At 65.7% G+C, this 23,629-nt stretch carries 28 protein-coding genes; 25 read left to right on the top strand and 3 right to left on the bottom strand.

The features are described 5' to 3' along the window. Nucleotides 1-68: 68 nt before the first annotated feature. Entirely contained in the window at nt 69-914 is an 846-nt protein-coding gene (gene kdsA, locus OX462_RS06835; RefSeq protein WP_034750794.1) for a 3-deoxy-8-phosphooctulonate synthase, read from the bottom strand. A 219-nt stretch (nt 915-1,133) separates the two neighbouring features. Between kdsA and OX462_RS06830 the strand changes: the two genes are divergently transcribed. Both OX462_RS06830 and OX462_RS06825 read left to right on the top strand, forming a co-directional pair. Then, the gene (locus OX462_RS06830) at nt 1,134-1,406 is read left to right on the top strand and encodes an oxidative damage protection protein (RefSeq protein ID WP_034750797.1); all 273 of its coding nucleotides are present in this window, start codon (nt 1,134-1,136) and stop codon (nt 1,404-1,406) included. A gap of 171 nt (nt 1,407-1,577) precedes the next feature. Next, on the top strand, nt 1,578-2,141 hold the full coding sequence (locus OX462_RS06825; protein ID WP_409028048.1) for a DUF6622 family protein: 564 nt from the start codon (nt 1,578-1,580) through the stop codon (nt 2,139-2,141). Nucleotides 2,142-2,161: 20 nt separating this feature from the next. Here the strand turns inward: OX462_RS06825 and rpiA are convergent, their stop codons facing one another. Beyond that, nucleotides 2,162-2,839, bottom strand: coding sequence for a ribose-5-phosphate isomerase RpiA (gene rpiA, locus OX462_RS06820; RefSeq protein WP_409028047.1), 678 nt, complete (start codon nt 2,837-2,839; stop codon nt 2,162-2,164). A gap of 208 nt (nt 2,840-3,047) precedes the next feature. Here rpiA and OX462_RS06815 point away from each other — a divergent pair, with 208 nt between their 5' ends. The 23 genes from OX462_RS06815 to OX462_RS06705 all read left to right on the top strand — a co-directional run bounded on the left by OX462_RS06815 (nt 3,048) and on the right by OX462_RS06705 (nt 23,104). After that, on the top strand, nt 3,048-3,416 hold the full coding sequence (locus tag OX462_RS06815) for a response regulator (protein WP_070222443.1): 369 nt from the start codon (nt 3,048-3,050) through the stop codon (nt 3,414-3,416). A 2-nt stretch (nt 3,417-3,418) separates the two neighbouring features. Continuing rightward, nucleotides 3,419-4,045 (top strand): chemotaxis protein CheC, encoded by a 627-nt coding sequence (locus OX462_RS06810; protein ID WP_070222465.1) that lies wholly within the window; start codon nt 3,419-3,421, stop codon nt 4,043-4,045. Nucleotides 4,046-4,050: 5 nt separating this feature from the next. Next, nucleotides 4,051-5,010 carry a GGDEF domain-containing protein gene (locus tag OX462_RS06805; protein ID WP_070289169.1) on the top strand — a complete coding sequence of 320 codons (960 nt, stop codon included), beginning with the start codon at nt 4,051-4,053 and terminating at the stop codon, nt 5,008-5,010. Nucleotides 5,011-5,159: 149 nt separating this feature from the next. After that, entirely contained in the window at nt 5,160-6,827 is a 1,668-nt protein-coding gene (locus tag OX462_RS06800; RefSeq protein WP_139142972.1) for a sensor histidine kinase, read from the top strand. After that, the gene (locus tag OX462_RS06795; protein WP_070222441.1) at nt 6,824-7,525 is read left to right on the top strand and encodes a response regulator; all 702 of its coding nucleotides are present in this window, start codon (nt 6,824-6,826) and stop codon (nt 7,523-7,525) included. Before OX462_RS06800 ends, OX462_RS06795 begins: the two co-directional genes overlap by 4 nt. 252 nt (nt 7,526-7,777) lie before the next feature. Further along, nucleotides 7,778-7,924, top strand: coding sequence for a hypothetical protein (locus OX462_RS06790; RefSeq protein ID WP_157814672.1), 147 nt, complete (start codon nt 7,778-7,780; stop codon nt 7,922-7,924). A gap of 75 nt (nt 7,925-7,999) precedes the next feature. Continuing rightward, the gene (locus tag OX462_RS06785) at nt 8,000-8,173 is read left to right on the top strand and encodes a Flp family type IVb pilin (protein ID WP_070222439.1); all 174 of its coding nucleotides are present in this window, start codon (nt 8,000-8,002) and stop codon (nt 8,171-8,173) included. A gap of 94 nt (nt 8,174-8,267) precedes the next feature. After that, on the top strand, nt 8,268-8,441 hold the full coding sequence (locus OX462_RS06780) for a Flp family type IVb pilin (protein WP_071654391.1): 174 nt from the start codon (nt 8,268-8,270) through the stop codon (nt 8,439-8,441). Then, nucleotides 8,438-9,508 (top strand): phosphatase PAP2 family protein, encoded by a 1,071-nt coding sequence (locus OX462_RS06775; RefSeq protein ID WP_121670234.1) that lies wholly within the window; start codon nt 8,438-8,440, stop codon nt 9,506-9,508. Before OX462_RS06780 ends, OX462_RS06775 begins: the two co-directional genes overlap by 4 nt. Then, a complete protein-coding gene (locus OX462_RS06770; protein ID WP_217494210.1) occupies nt 9,505-10,092 on the top strand; it encodes an A24 family peptidase in 588 nt (195 codons plus the stop codon). Before OX462_RS06775 ends, OX462_RS06770 begins: the two co-directional genes overlap by 4 nt. A gap of 40 nt (nt 10,093-10,132) precedes the next feature. Next, nucleotides 10,133-10,753 (top strand): methyltransferase family protein, encoded by a 621-nt coding sequence (locus OX462_RS06765; protein ID WP_409028046.1) that lies wholly within the window; start codon nt 10,133-10,135, stop codon nt 10,751-10,753. Between the two features lie 31 nt (nt 10,754-10,784). Further along, the gene (locus OX462_RS06760; protein WP_409028045.1) at nt 10,785-12,131 is read left to right on the top strand and encodes a DUF8689 domain-containing protein; all 1,347 of its coding nucleotides are present in this window, start codon (nt 10,785-10,787) and stop codon (nt 12,129-12,131) included. Next, entirely contained in the window at nt 12,128-12,976 is an 849-nt protein-coding gene (gene cpaB / locus OX462_RS06755) for a Flp pilus assembly protein CpaB (RefSeq protein ID WP_070313226.1), read from the top strand. The genes OX462_RS06760 and cpaB overlap by 4 nt, the downstream gene beginning before the upstream one ends. A 22-nt stretch (nt 12,977-12,998) precedes the next feature. After that, nucleotides 12,999-14,600: a type II and III secretion system protein family protein gene (locus tag OX462_RS06750; protein ID WP_070289156.1), complete on the top strand. Its 1,602-nt coding sequence runs from the start codon at nt 12,999-13,001 to the stop codon at nt 14,598-14,600. A gap of 9 nt (nt 14,601-14,609) precedes the next feature. Continuing rightward, nucleotides 14,610-14,894 (top strand): hypothetical protein, encoded by a 285-nt coding sequence (locus OX462_RS06745; RefSeq protein ID WP_070222427.1) that lies wholly within the window; start codon nt 14,610-14,612, stop codon nt 14,892-14,894. Nucleotides 14,895-14,940: 46 nt separating this feature from the next. Continuing rightward, a complete protein-coding gene (locus tag OX462_RS06740; protein WP_121670235.1) occupies nt 14,941-16,491 on the top strand; it encodes a pilus assembly protein TadG-related protein in 1,551 nt (516 codons plus the stop codon). 7 nt (nt 16,492-16,498) lie between these two features. After that, complete coding sequence (locus OX462_RS06735) at nt 16,499-16,966, top strand: TadE/TadG family type IV pilus assembly protein (RefSeq protein WP_070289154.1); 468 nt, start codon at nt 16,499-16,501, stop codon at nt 16,964-16,966. A 10-nt stretch (nt 16,967-16,976) separates the two neighbouring features. Beyond that, complete coding sequence (locus OX462_RS06730; protein ID WP_121670236.1) at nt 16,977-17,495, top strand: TadE/TadG family type IV pilus assembly protein; 519 nt, start codon at nt 16,977-16,979, stop codon at nt 17,493-17,495. A gap of 36 nt (nt 17,496-17,531) precedes the next feature. After that, nucleotides 17,532-18,683: a CpaE/TadZ family protein gene (locus OX462_RS06725; protein WP_409028044.1), complete on the top strand. Its 1,152-nt coding sequence runs from the start codon at nt 17,532-17,534 to the stop codon at nt 18,681-18,683. Nucleotides 18,684-18,736: 53 nt separating this feature from the next. Next, nucleotides 18,737-20,104, top strand: a complete 1,368-nt coding sequence (locus tag OX462_RS06720; RefSeq protein WP_070222417.1) for a TadA family conjugal transfer-associated ATPase — start codon at nt 18,737-18,739, stop codon at nt 20,102-20,104. 10 nt (nt 20,105-20,114) lie between these two features. Then, nucleotides 20,115-21,089 carry a type II secretion system F family protein gene (locus tag OX462_RS06715; RefSeq protein ID WP_070222415.1) on the top strand — a complete coding sequence of 325 codons (975 nt, stop codon included), beginning with the start codon at nt 20,115-20,117 and terminating at the stop codon, nt 21,087-21,089. Nucleotides 21,090-21,108: 19 nt separating this feature from the next. Continuing rightward, nucleotides 21,109-22,056: a type II secretion system F family protein gene (locus OX462_RS06710; protein WP_070222413.1), complete on the top strand. Its 948-nt coding sequence runs from the start codon at nt 21,109-21,111 to the stop codon at nt 22,054-22,056. Nucleotides 22,057-22,069: 13 nt separating this feature from the next. Then, on the top strand, nt 22,070-23,104 hold the full coding sequence (locus OX462_RS06705) for a LytR C-terminal domain-containing protein (RefSeq protein WP_409028043.1): 1,035 nt from the start codon (nt 22,070-22,072) through the stop codon (nt 23,102-23,104). 8 nt (nt 23,105-23,112) lie between these two features. Here the strand turns inward: OX462_RS06705 and OX462_RS06700 are convergent, their stop codons facing one another. Beyond that, nucleotides 23,113-23,625, bottom strand: coding sequence for a hypothetical protein (locus tag OX462_RS06700; protein ID WP_081345913.1), 513 nt, complete (start codon nt 23,623-23,625; stop codon nt 23,113-23,115). Between the last annotated feature and the right edge of the window lie 4 nt (nt 23,626-23,629).

The raw sequence follows: 23,629 nt of genomic DNA, 5'->3' as shown, positions 1-23,629 counted from the left end.
AAAAACACCACCGGAACCGGTGGTGTTTTTGCTCACAGAACGCGCGAAAAACAGCTGCTAGTGACTAGTTACTTGATATTCAGCGGCGCAAACGACTTGACCAGATCGTCGAGCGCCTTCAACTGCGCCAGGAACGGCTCCAGCTGGTCCAGCGGCAAGGCGCTGGGGCCGTCGCAGCGGGCATTGTCCGGGTCCGGATGGGCTTCCAGGAACAGGCCGGCGATGCCGACGGCCAGGCCGGCGCGGGCCAGGTCGGCCACCTGCTGGCGGCGGCCGCCCGAAGCGGCGCCGCCGGGATCGCGCTGCTGCAGGGCGTGGGTGACGTCGAAGATGATGGGCAGGTCGTCGCAGGTCTTTTTCATGACGCCAAAACCCAGCATGTCGACCACCAGATTGTCGTAGCCGAGGCAAGTGCCGCGGTCGCACAGGATCAACTGGTCGTTGCCCGCTTCCTTGAATTTCTCGACGATATTGGCCATCTGGCCTGGGCTCAAAAATTGCGGCTTCTTGATGTTGATGACTTTACCCGTTTTCGCCAGCGCCACGACGAGGTCCGTCTGGCGCGCCAGGAAGGCGGGCAGTTGCAGCACGTCGACCACTTCGGCCACCTGCTGCGCCTGCCATGGCTCATGCACGTCGGTAATCACGGGTACGCCGAACGCCGCCTTGACGTCCTGGAAGATGCGCATGCCTTCTTCCAGGCCCGGTCCCCGGTAGGAATGGATCGAGGAACGGTTGGCCTTGTCGAAGCTGGCCTTGAACACATAGGGAATGCCCAGTTTTTGCGTGACGCGCACATATTCTTCGCAGGCGCGCATGGCAAGATCACGCGATTCGAGCACGTTGATGCCGCCAAACAGCGCGAAGCTGCCGGTATTGCTGACATCGATGCCATGGACTTTCACTGAGGTCATAGGGATTCCATATTGGTTAATTGTTACTACTTGCTTGGAAGAGGCGCAGCCAGCGGCTGGCGCGATAAGGCATCTTACTAGCTAGGGCGGCGCAGATCAAATTTGATCCAGCGCAAGGGCGCGGCAAACGGCGTGTCGCCAGGCCGCGACGACCCCGCGAGGGCAGGCGCAAAGTGCCTTATAATCACGCTTTATCTCTACACTGATTCAGGAGCACAGATGGCCCGCACGATCCACTGCATCAAACTCAACAAGGAAGCCGAAGGACTGGATTTCCCGCCGTACCCGGGCGAACTGGGCAAGAAGATTTACGAATCCGTGTCGAAGGAAGCATGGGCCGCCTGGCTCAAGCACCAGACCATGCTGGTCAATGAAAACCGTTTGAACCTGGCCGACGCGCGCGCCCGCAAATACCTGGCCACGCAGATGGAAAAGCATTTCTTCGGCGATGGCGCCGATGCCGCCATGGGCTACGTGCCGCCAACGGAATAAGTTTTATCGCTTGCCCGTGACCGCCGCGTCACGGGCAGTTTCACCTGCGTTTCACGCCCTCCTCCGCCGTTTCACGGCACCGCCTCCCCGTTTCGTCGCACACCGCTCGCCGCCCATGCCGCCCGCTGGCACAGTACGTCCATCGACAACCTCACTCCAAAGGCGGACACCATGTTGCAGCACATCTTCAGCCACACTCCCCTCTACGTCTGGGCCATCCTGGGCTTGCTCGTCTACCGGGGCGTGCTGGCCAGCCGCGCACGCGAAGTGACCTTGCGCAAGCTGTGCATCATTCCCCTGGTCATGCTGGCCCTGTCGCTGAGCGGCGTGCAGGGCAGTTTCGGCCTGGCCGGCGTGGCGCCGTTCGCCTGGGCCGCCGGCGCCCTGGCCGGCGCGGCACTGGCCTGGACGCTGAGCGATGCGCGCAAGATCGTCGCCATACCCGAGCGGGCCAGCGTGCAGCGTCCCGGCAGCTGGGTGCCGTTGATGCTGATGATGAGTATCTTTTGCATGAAGTATGCGGTGGCCGTGACCCTGGCCATCGCGCCGGCCTACGCCCATGCGACCGGCTTCATCGTGCCTGTCTGCCTCGCCTATGGCTGCTTCAGCGGCATCTTCCTCGGCGGCTTGCTGCGCACCGTGGCCGTGTACCGGGCGGTGCAAACGGAAGGCTGGGGTCAGACCCGGCGGGGGAATACGCCCCAGTGGGGCGCATTCCGATCAAGTAGTGACTGACCCCGGATTTCTGCTGCGTATCAGTACGCCAAGGTACGCACGCCTTCCGGCATGCCCAGCAAGCAAACGTTGGCACCGCGCACAGCGAACAGGCCGACGGCGATGACGCCGACGATCTGGTTGATCTGCTGTTCCAGCGCCACCGGGTCGGCGATCTGCAAGCCCAGCACGTCGATGATCTCGCCGCCATTGTCGGTGATGAAGGCTTCCGTGCTGCCAGGCTTCAGGCGCAAGCGGGGCGTGCCGCCCAGCGCGGCCAGCTGGCGCGAGACGGCGGCGCGCGCCATCGGCACCACTTCCACCGGCAGCGGGAAGGCGCCGAGGGTCTCGACGAGCTTCGAACCGTCAGCGATGCAGACGAACTGTTTCGCGACGGACGCGACAATCTTTTCGCGCGTCAATGCCGCGCCGCCGCCCTTGATCATGGCGCCGCTGGCCGTGATTTCATCGGCGCCATCGATGTAGACGGCGATCGACTCGACGTCGTTCAGGTCGAAGACGGGAATGCCATGACCGGCCAGGCGCGCGGCCGTCGCTTCGGACGACGCGACCGCCCCCTTGATGCGGTCCTTGATCTTGGCCAGTTCATCGATGAAAAAGTTGGCGGTGGAACCGGTGCCGACACCGATGATTTCACCGTCCACCACATAGTTAATGGCGGCGCGGGCTACGGCTTGCTTCAATTCGTCTTGGGTCATGGCAAAAAAAGGCTAAAGTGAGGAATGCCGCTATTTTAACGGATTGCCAGCCCGGCCAGCCGGCCATGATGACGGACCTGGCGACGGGATACAACAGGCAAGTGGAAAAGACTTGCCCCAAGGCAATTGCCCAGCCAATTACTCTCTATGCCCTCTAAAATATGCGAAAATGGAACGATTGACCGATATGACGTTTCAGGAATAGCACATGAATCACAGTAAGCAGGTACTTGTTGTCGATGACAGCCGGGTTTCACGTCTGATGTCGCATCAGTTCATCCTCAGCAAACATGCCGACTGGCAAGTGATTGAGGCGGCGACGGGTGAGGAAGCCCTGGAAAAAGTCAAGACTGTCAGCCCTGTGCTGATATTACTGGATGTCAACATGCCCGGCATGGGCGGTGTGGCGGCGGCGGAACAATTGCGCGCGCTGTGCCCGCAAACGCACATCGTTCTCGTCACGGCGAACGTGCAAAACGCCATCCGCAACCGCGCCATCGAACTTCGTGTCGGCTTCATGGAAAAACCGATCACGGAAACCCGCATCCACCAGCTGATCGAGTCACTGGGACTGTGAGCATGGTCAATCTCTCCGAACTGGAAAACGATGCCCTCGTGGAGATATTCAACATCGGGGTGGGCCATGCGGCCGCCGCGATGAGCGAGATCGTCAATGAAGAAGTCACCATGTCGGTGCCGTCGATCACTTTCCTGAACCGTGCCGATGCGGCTGCCCTGCTGGGCAGCAAGAAGGATGGCGAACGCATCTGCGGCGTCAGCCAGCATTACGATGGCGCCTTCGCCACCGAAGCCATCCTGATGTTCCCGGAAGATAAAAGCCTGGAAATCGTGCGCCTGATGGTGGGCGACGCCATGCCGCTGCAGGAACTGACGGAGATGGAACAGGAAGCGATGAGCGAAATCGGCAACATCATCCTCAATTCCTGCGTAGGGACTTTGGCCAACCTGTTCGACAGCGAACTGCATGGCTCGCTGCCCCTGTACCACGTGGGCACCAGCGCGGAAATCCTGTCTTCGTTCGGCGGCCACGATGACGAGGCCGTCGTACTGATGCTGCATATCGACTTCGTGCTGTCCAAGCACCAGATCCACGGTTATGTGGCATTCGTGCTCGACCTGTCCGCCCTGCACGACCTGAAGCAGCAGGTCAGCCACTATCTGGCCAAGGTCCTGGGACAGGCGTGACGATCATGCCGGATGCCTTACACCGACTCGCCCTGCTCGAGAGCATACTCGGCGCCGTCAACCTGGGCGCCATCGTGCTCGACGAGCAGCACCGCATCGTGCTGTGGAACCACTGGATGGCGCGCCACTCGGCATGCCAGGCCGACGCCGTGCTGGGCCAGGATTTCTTCACCGTCTATCCGGAACTGCGCCACAAGCGCATCGATTCGGCCATCACCCAGGCCCTGCGCGACAATTTCCAGTCGCTGCTGTCGCAAACCCTGCACAAGGCGCCGTTTCCCCTGTACACGCATGGCGCGGCCGAAGGCCGGGAGCGCATGCAGCAGGCGATCGCCGTCACGCCGATCAATTTGCCCGATTCGCCGCGCCACTGCCTGATCCAGATCAATGATGTCACCATCGCCGTGGGCCGCGAAAAGCTGCTGCGCGAACAGACCATGGTCTTGCGTTCGCAAACCTTTGCCGATGGCTTGACGGGCATCGCCAACCGCCGCCACTTCGACGTGGCGATCGAGAAGGAAATGCGGCGCGCCATGCGCACGGGCAGCCCCCTGTCGCTGCTGATGATCGATATCGATCACTTCAAGGACTACAACGACCATTACGGCCACCAGCAAGGTGATGATTGCCTGATCCGCGTCGCGGCCGAACTGGCCGCCATCCTGCAGCGCCCCACAGACTTGCTGGCGCGCTATGGCGGCGAGGAATTTGCCGCCATCCTGCCCGACACGGACGCGGCGCAGGCGCTGCGCATGGCCGAGGTAATCCGCCAGCACGCGGCCGGACTGCGCATTCCGCATGCCAAGACGGGCAATGAGGTCAAGCACATCACGGTCAGCATCGGCATCGCCACCCAGCACCCGCAGCAGCAGCCGACCATCTCCGCCCTGATCGGCGCCGCCGACCGCGCCCTGTACCTGGCCAAGGGCGCCGGGCGCAACCGCGTGATGGTGCAGCCGCTGTAAAAAAAGCAACGCAGGGCAAAGGATTCCAGTAGACATCTTTATGGCGTGTGCGTAGACTCGTCATTGATTGCAGCAACAATAACAAGAATTTATCTGTGGTATCTATCCCTGCGCATGGCTCACCATGCGGGACACGGCCAGGAGCGCTTGTGAATCTCGATCCTCCCCTCAGATCCGGCTTGCCGGGTGCCGGCATGGATACGACCATGGTCAACGGCATGCGCCTGCTGCTGTCGAGCGCCACCTTGCTGACCCTGTTCATCGACCCCGAAAGCGCCGGCAAGCTGAGCAAGATTACCTGGCTGATCTTTTCCGCCTACACCATGCACAGCCTGCTGCTCTATGTGCTGGCCGTGCTGGGCTTCAGCCTGCCCCAGGACATCTTGCTGTACTGGCTCGACGTGGCCTGGTATGCGCTGATCGTGTTTTCCACCAGCAGCCACAACAATTTATTCTTCCTGTTTTTTTTCTTTGCCATCCTGACCTCGTCGTTCCAGCGGGGCTTCGAGGAAGGCGCGCGCGTGACCCTGGCCTCGGCCGGCCTGTTCGCCGCCACGGCCCTGTTCGGCGAATCGGATGCGGAGCTGTCGCGCCTGCTGCTGCGTACCACCTTCCTGCTGGCGCTCGGCTACATGATCGCCTACTGGGGCGGTTCGGCCATCACGCAGCGCAGCCACCTGGCGTTGCTGCGCGATGTCAGCCAGCTGTCCAATCCGCGCTTCGGCGTCGACCAGACCATTACCTCCGTACTGGAAAAAACCCGCAGTTATTTCAACGGCCGCAGCTGCCTGCTGATCATGCAGGACAAGGGCACGCGGGTCTGGTCGCTGCGCAGCGTGCTGCAAACGGCAACGGGCGTCGTGCACACCAGCTCGCTCCTCAGCGATGACGCGGCCAGTCCCCTGCTCGCTTTCCCGCACGATAAAATCGCCTTGTACAACCAGCCCGCCGGCCGCTGGCTGCCGTGGACAGGCGGCGCGCGCATGCTCGATCCCGACAGCGGACGCTGGCTGCGGCACGACGACGCGGCAGGCGACCGCCTGGCCGAGCTGCTCGAAGCGCACGCCTTCATCAGCGCACCGCTGCCCCTGCGCAATGGCAAGGGCCGCATCTTCATCGTCTCCGCCACCAGCATGAGCAAGACGGACGCCCTGTTTCTCAGTCATATCGGCGCGCAGGCGTTTCCCGTCATTGAAAACATCGACCTGCTCGACCGCCTGGCGTCGCAGGCGGCCTCGCGCGAGCGCGAAAAGATCGCCCGCGACCTGCATGACACGGCCGTGCAGCCGTACATCGGCCTGCGCCACGGCCTGGCGGCCCTGCGCAACGAAGCCACGCCCGGCAACCCGCTGCTGCCCGAACTGGAAAAACTGATCATCATGTCGGGCCAGGTGATCGCCGACCTGCGCAGCTACGCGCGCACGTTCAAGAACGGCCAGGTGCAAAGCGAGCCGGAACTGCTGGTCGCGCTGCGCCGCCAGGCCACGCAGATCCGCGAATTCTATGGCATCGATATCGCCCTGCAAATCGAAGGCGACCTGCACATCAACGACCGCCTGGCGGCCGAGGTGTTCCAGATCGTCAACGAAGGCATGAGCAATATCCGCAAGCATACGTCGGCGCGCCACGGCGCCGTCAAGCTGACCTGCGTGCAGGGCGCGCTGCACATCAGCATCGACAACGAATGCGCGGCCGCGCACGTCCCCGATTTTCTGCCCGACTCGCTGGCCGAACGGGCAGCCGCCCTGGGTGGCACGGCCCGCGTCACGCATGGCATGCTGGGCAACACCTCCGTGCAGATCGAGATCCCCATATGAACGACTTACGCTACACGCCCCCGGCCAGCCATGTCATCAGCGTCATGCTGGTGGACGATCACAAGACCATGCTGTGGGGCCTGGAGCGGCTGATCGGCGGCGAGCACTCGGGCATGCGCGTGGTCGCCACGGCGTCCGACAGCGCCGAGGCGCTGGAGCAGGCGAAGGCGCTGCAACCGGATGTGATCGTGCTGGACCTGGACCTGGGCGGCATCAGCTCGCTGGCCATCCTGCCCGCGCTGGCGCAGTGCGGCAGCACGCGCGTGCTGGTGCTGACGGCCAGCCACGACCAGGCCGTCCTGGACCAGACGGTGCTGAAAGGCGCGCGCGGCATCGTCAGCAAGGATGCGCCGGCGGAGATGGTGCTGAAGGCCATCGAAAAGGTATACCAGGGCGAGCTGTGGCTGGAACACGCGATGCTGGGACGCATGCTGACGCAGCTGACCCAGCCCGGCGGCGGCTCGGCGCAAGCCATCGCCATCGCCAGCCTGACCCTCAAGGAAAGAAAGATCATCGCCGCGCTGGTGCACGGCAGCGGCACGCCGGCCAAGCTGCTGGCGGACCAGCTGTTCATCTCCGAACACACCCTGCGCAACCACCTGACGTCGATCTACCGCAAGCTGGGCGTATACAACCGCCTGGAACTGTACGCCTACGCCACCAAGCACCAGCTGGGCCAATTGCCGCCCGGCGCCTGACGCCGCTGTCCCCCGGCACGGCCACTGCCCGGCCGCGCACTCCCTCCGCCGCCCCCTTCGCCAGCCACCGGCGCTGCCTGCGCCCGCGCGCTCGCACGCCAGACTCGACCATGACAATTGTCACGAAAAAAACAAGCAATTCCTCCTTGCAATAAAAGGATGTTCTTCTGATGTAGATCAAGGTGCCAACTTCTATAGTGGATTTACCGGAGTGCAAATCACCGCGCGGCCCACCACGACACGGAGCACAGCATGCGCCTTGACAAGTTTCTTCCGACAGCCCTGATCACCTATTTGCAGGGCAAGGAAAAGGCTGCGTTCTACCGCTATGCCCTGGTGGCGGCCCTCATGGCGGTGGTGTGCATCATCGGACTGCTCGCACTGGGCGAAAGCCCATGAGAGCGTAGCAACAGGAAGCAACACCGCCATGCCGTTTTACCCACCGTCGTAGCTTAACCACCACCAGGAGTTGTCATGAACCTCATCAAAAACTTTATCCGCGAAGAAGATGGCGTCACCGCAATCGAATATGGCCTGATCGCCGCCCTGATCGCCGTGGTGATCATCGCCGCCATCACCATCGTCGGCACGCAGCTGAAAAAAACCTTCAGCACCATCGGCACCAAGCTGACCACCGCCAATGCCTGACGCGGTGCCGTCCGGGCCGGCCCAGCGCCAGCCCGGACTACGCTTCCCCATATTTCCGGCACGCCCACCTTGATACCGCCTAGCGAGGCCCATCGTGAAATCTCTCTTCAGCCGTTTATCCGACGAGTCCGCCGTTACAGCGATCGAATACGCGTTGCTGGCGGGCCTGATCGCGGCAGTGCTGGTGGTCACGATCACCGTGCTGGGCGACCAGGTCAAGCTGCTGTTTGTCTACGTCAAGGACCAAGTGGTCCTGGCCCTGTCATGAACACCCTGCGCGCCTCGCTGCGCACCCACCGCGCCCTGCTGCTGATCGTGCTGCTGTACGCCGCCGCCGCGACCTTGCTGGCCGGCGGCCTGCCCAGCGCATCGGAGATCCTCAACGTGCTGGCCGGCTTCTTCGTGGCCATCCTCACGGGTCCCGTCTTCATCCTGTGCGGTTACACCATCCACGTCATGGTGATGAAACGCCCGCACCGCCTGTGCCACTATCTGTACCACGATCTGCGCCGCTACCTGAGCAACGAACGACTGCTGCACGCGCTGCCAGCCATGCTGCTGATTCCCGTCTTCGCCTCCAGCTTCACCGTCTTCAAGGGCGCCATTCCGCGCCTGCATCCCTACACCTGGGATGCCACCCTGTCCGCCTGGGACATGGCGCTGCATGGCGGCATGGCCCCATGGGAAAGGCTGCAGCCGCTGCTGGGCCACCCGCTCGTCACGGGCTTGCTCAACTTCAGCTACCACTTCTGGTTCTTCCTGTTCTACGCCATCCTGTACTGGCTGATCCTCGACACGCGCCGCCCGCTGCTGCGCATGCAGTTCCTGCTCAGCTTTGCGCTGACCTGGATCGCCCTGGGCAGCATCCTGGCCGTGCTGTTTGCCTCGGTCGGTCCCTGCTACTACGGCCACCTGCACGCCAGCGATCCGTATGCGCCGCTGATGGCCTACCTGCATGACGCCAACCAGCACGTTCCCGTCTGGGCCCTGCAGGTGCAGGAGATGCTGTGGCAAGGCTATCAAAGCAAGGGCGCGAACGGCGAACTGGGGATCTCCGCCATGCCCAGCATGCATGTGGCCACCGCCGTGCTGATGGCCATCATGGGCTGGAAGGTCAGCCGCGCCGCAGGGATCGCCCTGTCCGCCTTCGCCGTGCTGATCCTGCTCGGCTCCATCCACCTGGGCTGGCACTATGCGCTCGACGGCTATGTGGGTGCGGCCGGCGCGGCGCTGGTGTGGCGCCTGGTGGGACGGCTGCTGGGCAGCCAGGCCGCGGCACCGGCCATGCACATGGCCACGGCGCCCTGCATGAGCAAGGAAGGACTGACGTCATGAACGCCCACCTGCCCATGCTGCTGTGCCTGGCCGTGCTGGCCACCCTGCTCGCCAGCGCCCTGTGGCACGACCTGCGCACGCGCCGCATCCCGAACCGGCTGGTGTTGTGGGGCACGCTGGCGGGCTTGATCCTCAACGGCTTCGTGCCATCGGGCGCCGGCCTGTTCGACGCCTCCTTCGGCGGCCTGGGACTGCTGCAGGCGCTGGCCGGCGCCGCCGCCGGACTGGCCCTGCTGCTGCCCATGTACCTGCTGCGCGCCCTGGGCGCCGGCGACGTCAAGCTGATGGCCATGTGCGGCGCCTTCCTCGGTCCCGACGCCGTGCTCGAAGCGGCCCTGCTGACCTTCCTGTGCGGCGGCGTGCTGGCCCTGGCCGCCGCGCTGGCCGGCCAGCGCCTGCGCCAGGTGCTGAAAAATACCTGGCACATGATGCTGGGCGCGCTGCTGCACAGCCTGGCCGGCGGCGCCGCCACGATCGCCGAACCGCCGCCAGCCACCGGCAAGCTGGCCTACGCCTTCGCCATTGCCAGCGGCACCGGCTTGCAGGTCTTCCTGCAATACACCCACCTGTGGAGCCTGCGCTGAAACGCGCCGCTCCGACGACCAGCCACCATAGGACCTGACCATGGACACCCTCGCCACCCTCTGCCACTCGCGCCACGCCAGCCTGTTCACCAGCATCGCCATGGCTTGCCTGTGGACGTTCTTTGCCAGCGCCCACGTGGTGGGATTCCTGCACAGCGGCGACTGGAGCTATCTGCTGTTCTGCGCCGCCGAAACCCTGGCCGCCCTGTTCTTCATCGTGCGTTCGGCCCCCGTCAGCGTCTCCACCGATGCGGGCGACTGGCTGCTGGCCATCGGCGCCACCTTCGCGCCCTTCCTACTGTCCCCCGCCGACATGGCCATCTGGCCCGGCGCGCGCTACCTGCTGGCCGTCGGCAGCCTGCTGCAGATCGCCGGCCTGCTGTCGCTGAACCGCAGCTTCGGCCTGGTGGCGGCGCAGCGCGAGATCAAGACGGGCGGCGTCTACCGCGTGATACGCCATCCGCTGTATGCCAGCTACCTGATTTCCCTGAGCGGCTACCTGCTGGCCAACACTTCGCCCGTCAACACCGTCATCTATGTCGCGACGATGGGCATGATGGTGATGCGCCTGCTGCGCGAAGAGCGTTTCCTGTCCGCCGACGTGCGCTACCGCGTCTACATGCGCCAGGTGAAGTACCGCCTGCTGCCCTTCATCTTCTGATATCCGGCCATCCGAGCGAGGAGTATCCATCATGCCTGACACCTATCCAGAACGCAGCGACGGCGGCGGCGTCGAACCGGCGGCCAAGCGCGCGCCACGCACGGTCGAGGAAACGGGATTGCCCTTCCTGTTCCTGGTCGAACTGCTGGTCAAGATACTCTTCCTGCGCGGCCAGATCGGCCTGCCCGCCCTGTCGACGCACGTGAAACTGGGCGCCGGCGTGCTCGAACCGCTGCTCACCTTCATGCGCGCCGAAAAGCTGTGCGAAGCGCGCCGCAACGGCGGCAGCGGCACCGACGCCGACCTGTATTACCTGCTGGGCGACCAGGGCCGCCTGCGCGCCGCCGAATACATGCGCCGCAACGCCTACAGCGGTCCCGCCCCCGTCGCCCTGGCCGATTACAGCAACCAGGTGCTGGCGCAAAGCGTGGCCGACATGCATGTCACGCGCGACGACGTGCAGCGCGAATTTCGCGACGTGGTGGCCAGTTCGGCCGTGCTCGACCAGCTGGGCGCAGCGATGAATTCCGGACGCGCCCTGTTCTTTCACGGCCCCGCCGGCAGCGGCAAGAGCTACCTGGCCGAGCGCCTGAACGGCTTGCTCAGCGGCGCCATCGCCCTGCCCCATGCCGTGATGGTCGACGGCGAAGTGCTGCCCTTCCTCGACCCCATGCTGCACACCCTGTCAAACAAAGGCCGCGTGCCATCCGACCCGCGCTGGGTGCGCGCCGAACGCCCCGCCGTGCTGACGGGCGGCGAGCTGACGCTCGACATGCTGGACCTGCAATTCGACCAGGGCACCCGCCTGTACCAGGCGCCGCCACACCTGAAGGCCAACAACGGCATCTTCATCATCGACGACCTGGGCCGCCAGCGCTGCTCGCCCGTGGAACTGATGAACCGCTGGATCGTGCCGATGGCGCGCCACATCGATTACCTGTCGCTGCACACGGGCTACAAATTCCCCGTGCCCTTCGACGTCATCGTCGTGTTCTCGTCGAACCTGGCGCCGCAGCAGCTGGCCGACGATTCCTTCCTGCGCCGCATCGGCTACAAGATCCATGTGGGTCCCCTGAGCGCCTACCACTACCTGGCCGTGTTCCGCAGCACCTGCGCCCAGCTGGGCATCAATTTCGACGAAGCCTCCTACACCTACCTGCTGCACCTGCATAGCCTCTACAAGCGGCCCTTGCTCGCCTGCTATCCGCGCGACATCCTCGCGCAGGTCTGCGACCAGGCGCGTTATGAAGACCACCCGGCGCAACTGTCTCCGGAAGTCCTGTTCTGGGCATGGCAAAACTATTTCGGCAGCGATAACGACCTCGCAAGCACACACACCGGACCGGCAGCGGTCCAGCACAAAGGGGAAGCAAAATGAGAAACGCACGCGCTCTGACGATGATGGCCATTGCGGTCATCCTGGCGTTCGCCGCGGTCATCGTGGCCGCGCGCTGGATCAATGCCCAAGCCTCGGGCAACATCAACAAGGTGGCCGTGGCCCAGGTCGACATCAGCCTGGGGGCGCGTCTCACGCCCGACATGGTGCGCATGGTCGACTGGCCATCGAACGCGCTGCCGCCCGGTGCCATCAACGATCCGAAACTGCTGGAAACGCGCGTCACGCGCACCAGCATCCAGCACGGCGAACCGATCATGGAAGGCAAGCTGGCGCCTCCCGGCACGCAAGGCGGCCTGTCGGCCGTCGTCGCCGAGGGCAAGCGCGCCATGACCGTGCGCGTCAACGACGTGGTGGGCGTGGCCGGCTTCGCCCTGCCCGGCAACTTCGTCGACATCCTCGTCAACACCCAGGGCGAAGGGGCCCGCAAGACGCCGGACCGCGATCCGAACATTTCCAAGATCGTGCTCGAACGCATCCTCGTGCTGGCCATCGCCCAGGAATCGAGCCGCGACGACACCAAGCCCAAGGTGGTCAACGCCGTGACCCTGGAGCTGACGCCGGACCAGGCTGAAAAACTCGACCTGGCGCGCAGCGTGGGCACCCTGTCGCTGGTGCTGCGCAATCAGGTCGAGGACAAGCCCGTCAACACGGAAGGCGCCACCAAGTCCAGCTTGCTCGATGAAAAGGTCGCCATGGCCGCCCCCGCCGCCATGGTGCAAGCCAAGCCGCTGCCACGCCGCCGTCCCGCCGCCGCACCCGCGCCTCAAGCCGGTCCACGCGTCGATGTCATCAAGGGGCTGGAACGCAGCTCCCAACAATTCTAACCTGCATCAGAGGAGTCACGCCATGAGCACATATTGCACAGCAAGCGGAAGCCGGGTACTCAGCCTGGCGCTTGCCCTCGCCATGATCGGCGCCCTGGCGCCCCAGGCACGCGGCGAACCCGTCGCCGCTGCCGCCACCGCCGCCGGCACCGACACGGGCGCAGCCAGGAGCAGCCGGGCCGCCGCCCGGCCCAGGGCCACGCCGCCGCAAAGCGAATCGCGCGCCGGCCGTACCGAGATGGCGCCGCAAATGAGCCTGGCCGAAGGCAAGTCGACCCTGATGCGCCTGCCGTTCGCCGCCAGCCGCATGTCCGTCGGCGACCCGCGCATCGCCGACGTCATCCTGCTCAATCCCAACGAGGTGTACCTGCTGGGGCGTTCCGTCGGCACCACCAACCTGATCCTGTGGAACAAGAGCAATGACGCCACCATCATCGACCTGGCCGTCGGCATCGACAGCAGCAGCCTGCAGGCACGCATGGCCGAACTGCTGCCGAACGAAAAGATCCACGTCACGGTGGCGGGCGACACCCTGATCCTGTCGGGCATGGTCAGCGACGTCGTCAAGGCCGACCAGGCCCTGTCGCTGGCCAACGCCTATGTGCAGCGCAGCGCCCGCAGCGGCGCGGCCAGCTCCGGCGCCGCGCCAGCCGCAGGCGCGGGCGCCGCCGCTGCCGCTCCCGCCGCCACGCCCGATGCGGCCGCACCGCGCGTGATCAACCTGCTGTCGATCGCCGCGCCGCAGCAGGTGATGCTGGAAGTGAAGGTGGCCGAAGTGTCGAAGGTGCTGGTCGACCAGCTGGGCGCCAGTCTGGGCATCAACAAGACCATCGGCAGCTGGTCGTATTCGCTGCTGTCCAGCCTTCTCAGCAACAATCCCAGCGGCTTGAGCGGCGCCAGCAAGAACAACTTCTTCAACCTCGACGCGCAAAAACGCGATGGTCTGATCAAGGTGCTGGCCGAACCGAACATCATGGCCATCAGCGGCCAGGAGGCCAGCTTCCTGGCCGGCGGCAAAATCTTCATCCCCGTCAGCCAGAGCAACAATAACGGCGTGCCCACCATCACCCTGGAAGAGAAGGAATTCGGCGTGGCCGTGAAATTCACGCCCACCGTGCTCGATGGGGGGCGCATCAACCTGAAGGTGGCGCCGGAAGTGTCGGACCTGAACAAGGACGGCATCGGCATCACCGCCACCGGCATCTCGGCCACGGCCATCCTGCCCTCGTTCACGACGCGGCGCGCCACCACCACGGTGCAGCTGTTCGACGGCCAGAGCTTCGCCATCGGCGGCCTGATCAAGAACAACGTGACCAGCAATATCAAGGCCCTGCCAGGCCTGGGCGAAGTGCCCGTGCTGGGCGCCCTGTTCCGCAGCACGGACTTCCAGACGGACCGTTCGGAACTGGTCTTCATCATCACGCCGCACCTGGTCAAGCCGCTGCCAGCCGACTACAAGCTGCCCACCGACGGCTACATCCAGCCGACGCGCGGCGACATGTTCATGCAGGGAAAAATGGAAGGCAGCGCGCCCACTCCTGCTGCCGCCCCCGCAGCGCCGGCAGCGCCCATGCAGCCGCAAGCGGCCGCGCCCCAGTCCGCCGCCGGCTTCGACCTCAAATAGGAGAACACCATGAAAACCGCACATTGCCTGCCTTGCGCCACCCTGCTGTCGCTATTGCTGTTAGCCGGCTGCGCCGCCACCACCACGCCCGTGCTCGATTCGCACTTCGGCGAATCGGTGGCCCTGCTCAAGGCGCAGCAGATCATGTATCCGGACGCCTACCGCAACATGGACCCCGTCAGCGGCATCGACGGCAAGGCCGGCGCGAGCGCCTACCAGCGCTACCAGAAATCGTTCGCCGCGCCGGAACCGCAGCCGAATGTCTTCACCATCGGCGTGGGCGGACGCCAGTAGGCGCCAGTTTCGCGACGCACTCCCCCCAGGCCACCAGGAGACAGCCATGAAGACCGCATTTCGCAGGCACGACAAGCAGCAGGGCGCGATCGCCATCGTGCTGGGGCTGACCCTGGTGGTGCTGTTCGCCATGGGCGGCCTGGTGCTGGACCTGGGCCACCTGTACATCGCCAAGACGGAACTGCAGAACGGCGCCGACAGCGCCGCCCTGGCGGGCGCCGTGGAACTCAATCAAAGCGCCGCCGGCATCGACAACGCGCAGACGAAGGCCATCGCCATCGCGCAAAAGAACCGCTACGATTTTTCCACCGCGCTGACCATCACGGCCGCCAACATCAGCTTCGGCCCCAGCCCGGACGGTCCCTGGTCGTCCGGCGCCAGCGCCCGCACCAGCCCGCAGGGCCAGACCTTCATCCGCGTCGACACGGGCAGCAAGACCTTCGCCACCTACCTGATGGGCATCGCCGGCATCGCCAGCACCAGCACCTCGGGCGTGGCCGTGGCGGGGCGCTTCGTCAACGACGTCACGCCGATCGGCGTGTGCGCCGTCGATCCGGCCAACAAGACGGCGCAATACACGTATCCGGCCGCGCCGGCCGGCACGGGCCTGACGGAGCTGGTGGAATTCGGCTTTCGCCGCGGCGTCACCTACAACCTGTTCGGCCTCAATCCGCTGGGCGGGCCGTCCGATCCCTACCTGATCAACCCCGTCGACGCGCCGCCCGGCAGCTGCAGCGCCTCGCACGCGAGCGCCGCCTCCACCGCGCCATTCATGTGCACGGGCAGCAGCGCCGTCATCACCAGCGGCACGGGCCAGGTCTACACGAACACGGGGCTGACGGCTTCGCTGGCCGCCTCGCTCAATTCGCGCTTCGACGACTACGGCGGGCCATCCGTGTGCGACCCCGCGACGGCGCCGCCCGACACCAACATCAAGGAATATCCGTGCGTGGGCGCCGCGTCGCCCTGCGCCGCCGCTGCCGCCAACTCGCCGCCCACCGGCTGGATGCAGCCGGGCGCCAGCACCTTGCCCAGCCAGCAGCCGGTCAGCCTGGCCGGCAACAAACCGAATTACCAGCTGCCGTCAGCCGGTCCCGTCCCGGCACCGTCGGCCACGTTCGCGCAGTTCGCCGGCTACGGCGTGCTGTGGTCCTACGGCCCCGCCTACCAAAGCAATGGCGCCACCCCGGCCAAGGCCGGCACGGCCTACAGCGTCGCGGACGGCAACGCCAACCCCATGTACAGCACGGCCAAGGCGAATTACTTCGACACGGCCAGCTACCCCGTCAGCGCCGGCGCCGGCTTTCCTGCCAGTACGCCGCCTGCGCCATACAACCAGACCAGCGGCCCCACGTTCCAGGCGCCATCGGTGGCCCATCCGGGCCAGCGCAACCGCCGCATCCTCAACGTGGTGCTGGTCGACTGCCGCACGGCGCCCGTCGGGCCGGCTTCGTGCGGCACCATGAACGCGGTCGGTATCGGCAAATTCTTCATGACGATGAAAGCCGATTTCAGCGGCGGCACCAAGCGCCTCGACGTCGAGTTCGCGGGCCTGATCGAGCCCGTGCCGAATTCCGAAATCAAACTCTACAAGTGAGGCGGCCATGCGCATCCACCTTTCCCCTCTCAGCCAGCGCGGCGGCGCCGCCGTCGAATTCGGCATCGTGCTGGCACTGCTGATCACCCTGCTGGCCGGCATCTTCGGCTTCGGCCGCGCTTTTTGGTACTACGACGCGCTGAACAAGGCCACGCGCGACGCGGCGCGCAACATGTCCGTCAAGGCCAAGGCCGGCATCGCCTCGCAGGGCGTGCCGGCGGCCAGACAGACGGTGGCCGATGCGGCCGTCAGCGCCGGCATCAGCGACTTCACCACGGCCAACGTGACGGTCACCTGCCTGGACGCGGCATTCAACGACAGCAGTTGCACCGACGGCACGGCGCCGGGCGGCATCCGCGTCGAAGTCGTCAACTACACGCTGTCGGTGGGCCAGTACCTGCCCTTCGTGATCGGCGCAGCCAGCACCTATGCCACGCCGCTCGCACCGCGCACCACCATGCGCTACATGCTGTAAGGAGAACGCCATGCGCCACCGCCTTTCATCGTCTCCTCCAGCCGGGCTCCAGCGCGGCGCCGCCGCCGTCGAATTCGCCCTGGTGTCGCTGCTGTTTTTCACCCTGCTGTTCGGCATCCTGGAATTCGGCCGCATGCTGTACCTGTACAACACGGTGCAGGAAGTGAGCCGCCGCGCCGCGCGCGAAGCGGTGGTGCGCTGGATCGACCAGACCGACGCCGTCAAGACCCTGGCCCTGTTCGGCGGCACGGCCCTGCCGGCCGCGCCCGAACTGACGGCTGCCAACATCACCATCCGCTACCTGAACAAGAGCGGCGCCGAAGTGACCTTGCCGCCGACTGACCCGGGCGACAACCTGTCGGCCTGCGGCGACATCACGCGCACGGCCAGCTGCATCGACAGCGTGCGCGTATCGATCGACAACGTCAGCTACACGCCGATGGTCAGCCTGTTCGGCTTTCTGAATATCGCCGTGCCAGCCTCGGTGGTGGTCATGCACGCCGAAAGCCTGGGCTTCCAGATCAACTGAACGCCTTTACCGAATGCCTTTACCGGGGAGTACCAAGTGAATATCGTCATCGTCTCGAAGAATGAAGCCCAGCTCAAGCGGCTGACCCGTTTGCTGCGCGAACGCAGCGCGGCCGACCGCGTCTCGCTGCTGGCGAGCATACCGGATGTGTTCGACAACGGCGTCACGCCGGACTTGCTGCTGCTGGAGCAGGAGCAGACGGGCGAGGCGGAGCTGGAACGGCTCGAACTGCTGGGCGGGCGCCATCCGAACCTGGCCATCATCGTGCAATGTCAGCAGCAAAGTCCGCAATTCCTGCTGCGCTCGATGCGCGCCGGCGTGCGCGAAGTGCTGCAGCCCGACGACGACGCGGCCCTGTGCGCCGCCTTGCGCCGCATCGAGGACAAGCTGCAGAAACAGGTCACGCGCAAGGGCCAGGTGCTGGCCTTCGTCTCGTGCAAGGGCGGCAGCGGCGCCACCTTCATCGCCGCCAACCTCGGCTACGCGCTGGCCGCCGGCGAACAGCGCAAGGTGGCGCTATTCGACCTGAACCTGCAGTTCGGCGACGCCGCCCTGTTCGTCTCGGACCACAAGCCGGCCACCACCCTGTCGCAGCTGTCGCAGCAGATCGTGCGCCTCGATGCGTCGCTGCTCAGCGCCAGCATGATCCAGATCACGCCCGCCTACAGCGTGCTGGCCGCCGCCGACGACCCGGCCCATGCGGCCGACGTCGAGGCCGACCATATCGACCGACTGCTGACCCTGGCGCGCAGCCAGTACGACTACATCCTGCTCGACGTGGGACGCGGACTCGACCCCGTCAGCGTGCGCGCGCTGGACCGGGCCGACCTGATCTTCCCCGTGCTGCAGGCAACCTTGCCGTATGTGCGCGACGGCAAGCGCCTGCTCGACGTGTTCCGCGGCCTCGGCTACCGCGAAGACAAGGTCCGCCTGATCCTGAACCGCTATGCCAGCAGCGACAGCATCCGCGTGGCCGACCTGGAAGCGGCGTATGGCAAGCACGTCTACAAATCCATCCCCAACCACTATGAAGCGGTGGCGGCCTCCGTCAGCCAGGGCGTGCCCATCCTCAAGCTGACGCCGCACAACGCCGTCTCGCGCGCCCTGCAGGAACTGGCCGCCAGCCTGGCAGGCGAAACCCCGCCCGCCGCGCAAAGCTGGGTTTCGCGGCTGCTCGCGCGCGCCTGAGGCTCCAGCCTGATCCTCGAGCCTGATACCGCCCCACTCACCGGAGACCGACCATGACTGCCGAAAAACTCACCCTGCGGGACCGCCTGGGCTATGCCCAGGATGACGCCAGCCTGAATGACGATGCCGCGCACCAGGGCGCAGCGAGCCACAGCTACCAGCAGCTCAAGCACCGCACCCACCAGGCGCTGCTCGACCGCGTCGACCTGGAGGGCATGCAGCGCCTGTCGCGCGAGCAGATCCGCGAAGAGCTGAAAATCCTCGTCAGCGACGTGCTCACGGAAGACAATGTGGTGATCAACGAGCTGGAACGGCGCTCGCTGATCCGCGACATCCAGGACGAGGTGCTCGGCTTCGGCCCGCTCGAACCGCTGCTGGCCGATCCCGGCGTGTCCGACATCCTCGTCAACACCTATCGGCAGGTGTATGTCGAGCGCCATGGCCGCCTGGAGCTGAGCGACGTCTGCTTCACCGACGACGCCCACCTGATGAAGATCATCGACAAGATCGTCTCGCGCGTGGGCCGGCGCATCGATGAATCGAGCCCCATGGTCGATGCGCGCCTGCCCGACGGTTCGCGCGTGAACGCCATCATCCCGCCGCTGGCCATCGACGGCCCCGTGATGTCGATCCGGCGCTTCTCGGCCCAGCCGTTGCGCCTGGCCGACCTGCTGCTCAAGCACAGCCTGACGGAGGAAATGAGCACCACCCTGCAGGCGCTGGGCAAGGCCAAGGTCAACATCCTGATCTCGGGCGGCACGGGCAGCGGCAAGACCACCATGCTCAATGCGATTTCCGGTTTCATCAGCACGGCCGAACGCATCGTCACCATCGAGGACGCGGCCGAACTGCAGATGCAGCAGCCGCACGTGGTACGCCTGGAAACGCGGCCCGCGAACATCGAGGGCAAGGGCGAGGTAACGCAAAGGGCGCTGGTGCGCAACGCACTGCGCATGCGCCCCGACCGCATCATCCTGGGCGAGGTGCGCGGCGCCGAGGCGCTCGACATGCTGGGCGCCATGAACACGGGCCATGAAGGCTCGATGGCCACCATCCACGCGAACACCCCGCGCGACGCGCTGACGCGGCTGGAAAACATGATCAGCATGGCTTCCGCGGCCCTGCCCGTGAAAGCCATGCGCCAGCAGATCAGTTCGGCCATCAGCGTGGTGGTGCAGGTGTCGCGCCTGACGGACGGCAAGCGCAAGGTCACGTCGATCCAGGAAATCACAGGCATGGAGGGCGAGATGATCACCATGCAGGAAATCTTCACCTTCCGCCAGACGGGCATCGGCGAGGACGGCACGGTGCAGGGGCATTTCCATGCCAGCGGCGTGCGGCCGCGCTTCCTGGAACGCCTGCGCGCCTTCGGCATCAGCCTGCCGGAAACCCTGTTCGATCCCGCCCGCCAGTACCATTAAGGGGAGCATCATGGACTATCTCTATTACGTATTCGCCATCCTCACCTTCATCGCCGTGGTACTGCTGATCGAGGGCGTGTACCTGGCATGGAACACCTCGCGCGGCCCGGAAGCGGAAAGGGTCGCGCGCCGCCTGCGCATCATGTCGGCCGGCGCGCATGGCGACACGGGCAGTTCGATGATCAAGAAGCGCCTGCTGAGCGACACCCCGGCCCTGCAGCGCGTGCTGCTCAGCGTGCCCCGCGTGCATGCGCTCGACCGCCTGCTGGAGCAGTCGGGCCTGAGCTGGAGCGTGGCAAGCTTCGCCGGCGTGATGCTGGCCTCGGCCGGCGCCGCATTTTTGCTGCTCATCTACCTCAGTGTGCCGTGGCTGCTGCTCCTGCCGCTGGTGGCGGGCGCGGCCCTGCTGCCGCTGCTGGTGGTCTTGCGCGCCAAGGCCAAGCGCCTGCAGCGCATCGAGCAGCAACTGCCCGATGCGCTGGATCTGATGGCGCGCGCCCTGCGCGCCGGCCATGCCTTCCCCACCGCCCTGAAAATGGTCGGCGATGAAATGAACGCGCCGCTGGCCGTGGAATTTCGCGCCACCTTCGACGAAGTCAATTTCGGCATCGCCATGCAGGACGCCCTGATGAACCTGGCCACGCGCGTGCCCAGCACGGACTTGCGCTACTTCGTCATCGCCGTGCTGATCCAGCGCGAAACGGGCGGCAACCTGGCCGAACTGCTCGACAGCATCAGCCGCATCATCCGCGAGCGCATCAAGCTGCTGGGACAGGTGCGCGTGCTGTCGGCCGAAGGCAAGCTGTCGGCCTGGATCCTGTCGCTGCTGCCCTTCGGCGCGGCGGCCATGATCCACCTGACCAATCCGCAGTTCCTGGAAATGCTGTTCGTCGACCCGGGCGGACGCAAGATGCTCGCCGGCGCCCTGGTGATGATGGTGTGCGGCATCCTGGTCATGCGCAATATCATCCGCATCCGCGTCTGAGCCCGCAAGGAGAACCCTCATGAATCCCGTGCATATCGCCTTTCTCGCCCTGCTCTTCATTGCCGTCTTCGGCACCGTGCTGGTGGCCATGCGCAGCTTTGCGCCCGATCCCTTGCGCCAGCGCATGGACAACGCCACCGGCAAGAGCGCGGCGGCGCCCGGCGCATCGGCGCCCAGCCCCTGGCTGGCGCGCATGGTGCGCCTGAGCGGCCCCCTGGCCAGACTGTCGCTGCCCGAGCAGGGCTGGGAAGGCTCCGTGATGCGCCGGCGCTTCATGAATGCCGGCCTGCGCCAGGCGTCGGCGCCCATCCTGTTCTTTTCCGCCAAGACCATGCTGGCCATCGGCCTGCCCCTGCTGCTGTTTCTGGGACTGAGCGCCTCGGGCAGCCAGATGGCGGGCAAGGCGCTGCTGTTCTGGCTGCTGATCGTGGCCGCCATCGGCTACTACCTGCCCAATATCGTGCTGGCACAAATGATCAAGCGGCGCCAGCGCGATATCTTCGAAAGCTTTCCCGATGCGCTGGACCTGATGACGGTGTGCGTGGAAGCAGGCCTGGCCATGGATGCGGCGCTGGCCCGGGTGGCGGCCGAGATCGCCCTGAAAAGCGCCGTGCTGGCCGAGGAATTGCATCTGGTGATGCTGGAACTGCGCGCCGGCAACACCAAGGAGCGGGCGCTGCGCAACCTGGCCCTGCGCACGGGCGTCGAGGATGTCGACGCGCTGGTGGCCATGCTGATCCAGGCCGAGCGCTTCGGCACCAGCATCGCCGCGTCGCTGCGCGTGCAGTCGGACCAGCTGCGCACCAAGCGCCGCCAGATGGCCGAGGAAGAAGCGGCGAAGATCGCCCTCAAGCTGCTGTTCCCGCTGATCTTTTTCATCTTCCCTTCGCTGCTGGTCGTCCTGATGGGGCCAGCCTTCCTGCAAATTTACCGCGTGCTCCTGCCCAGCATGGGCAGCGGCAGCTGACCGGAGAACCGCCATGTCACAGCACACCACCCTGATGCTCATGCTCGCCTGCGCCGGCCTGCTGCCCGCCTGCGGCCACCTGCCCGGTCCCGCCAGCCAGCACAGCCAGGCCAATCACGCCGCCCCGCCCCGGGCGCGCAGCATTGACAGCCCCGCCGCCCGCAGCGCCGCGTTCTGCAAGCTGGGCAAGCGCATGCAGGAACTGGGCGATCCGCGCGCGGCGATGGCCGCCTACCGCGAAGCGCTGCTGCTTGAGCCCGACTCGGCCGATGCACGCAATGGCGCCGCCGTGCTGCACGCGCAGCTGGGCCAGCTGGACACGGCGCGCGCCATGCTGCAGGCGCTGGCGCAAGAGGCGCCGACGGCCAGGACCTACAACAACCTCGGCTACGTGCTGTACCTGCAGGGCGATTACGACCAGGCGGCCAGCGTGCTGCGCCAGTCGCTGCAGCTCGACAACGGCCAGCAGCCGGCGCGCGCCAACCTGGACCTGGCTATCGCGGCGCTGGCGCGCAGCGTCAGCACAGTCGATGCCATCGATGCCACTGCGGACGCCGTCGCGCCCGATCTGGCGCCGGCGCCCAAGCCGGCGGCACCGGCCAGCCGCCTGCAGCTGACGCAGTCGCAGCCGAATATCTTCACGCTGAGCTGGCGCGACACGCCCGTGGCGCCACGCGCCGCGCCGGCCGCCGTGCCCGCCCTGGCGAAGCAGGCGGCGCCGCTGCCACGGCTGGAAGTCATCAACGGCAATGGAGAAACGGGGATGGCGGCGCGCATGCGCGGCATGCTGGGCGGCATGGGCATCAGCGTGCTGCGGCTGGGCAACCAGCGGCCTTACGGCATCCAGGCCAGCAGCATCGTCTACCGTCCCGGGCACGCCGAGGCAGCGGCCGCCCTGGCGCTGGCCTTGGGCGGCATGCCGCAACTGCAGGCGGCCGGCGACAGCGGCATCGGCGCGGGCGCCGACCTGCGTTTATTGCTGGGCAAGGATGCGGCGGCCAGCCTGCGCGCACCGGACGTGCGCCTGGCATCGAACGCGACACCGTGACGCAGGCATCAGCGCGGCAGCAGGCGGCGGTCGGCGGGGTTGATCAGGAAGCCCTGCAGGATATCCTGCAGCTGCGGCAGTTTCGCCACGTAGGCGGGAATGCCCAGCTGGCGCGCGCCGAAGTAGTGGGCGATGATGTCGCCCTGCTGCTCCATGTTGAAGTCGGACAGCACGCCGCCAGCCTGCGCATCGTAGCGGTAGGCCCGTTGCCCGATGTAGCCGCCGCGCAGCGCCAGCAGCACGCCATGCAGCAGCACGCCGTAGCCGAGCTGGTACTGCCACACGTGCACCATTTCGTGGATGAAGAACAGCTTGCCGCTGTTGCCTTCGCGGGAAAAGTCGTCGCGGTACTGGGCCGGCATGAAATGCAGGCTGCCGCGCGGCGTCATCGCCGTGTTCTGGTCCTGCAGGCCGAACGGTAAAAAGGAGCCGCGCACCACGCGCACGCGCGCGTAGTCGATGGCGCCCTGGAAGACGCTGCGGGCCATGGCGGTTTCGCCGATGGTGAGGGGGCGGCGCAAGACT

Source organism: Janthinobacterium aestuarii (assembly GCF_046113285.1).
Taxonomy (GTDB): domain Bacteria; phylum Pseudomonadota; class Gammaproteobacteria; order Burkholderiales; family Burkholderiaceae_D; genus Janthinobacterium.
The sequence above is the reverse complement of the archived record's forward strand: the minus strand, read 5'-3'. Positions and strand labels throughout refer to the sequence as shown.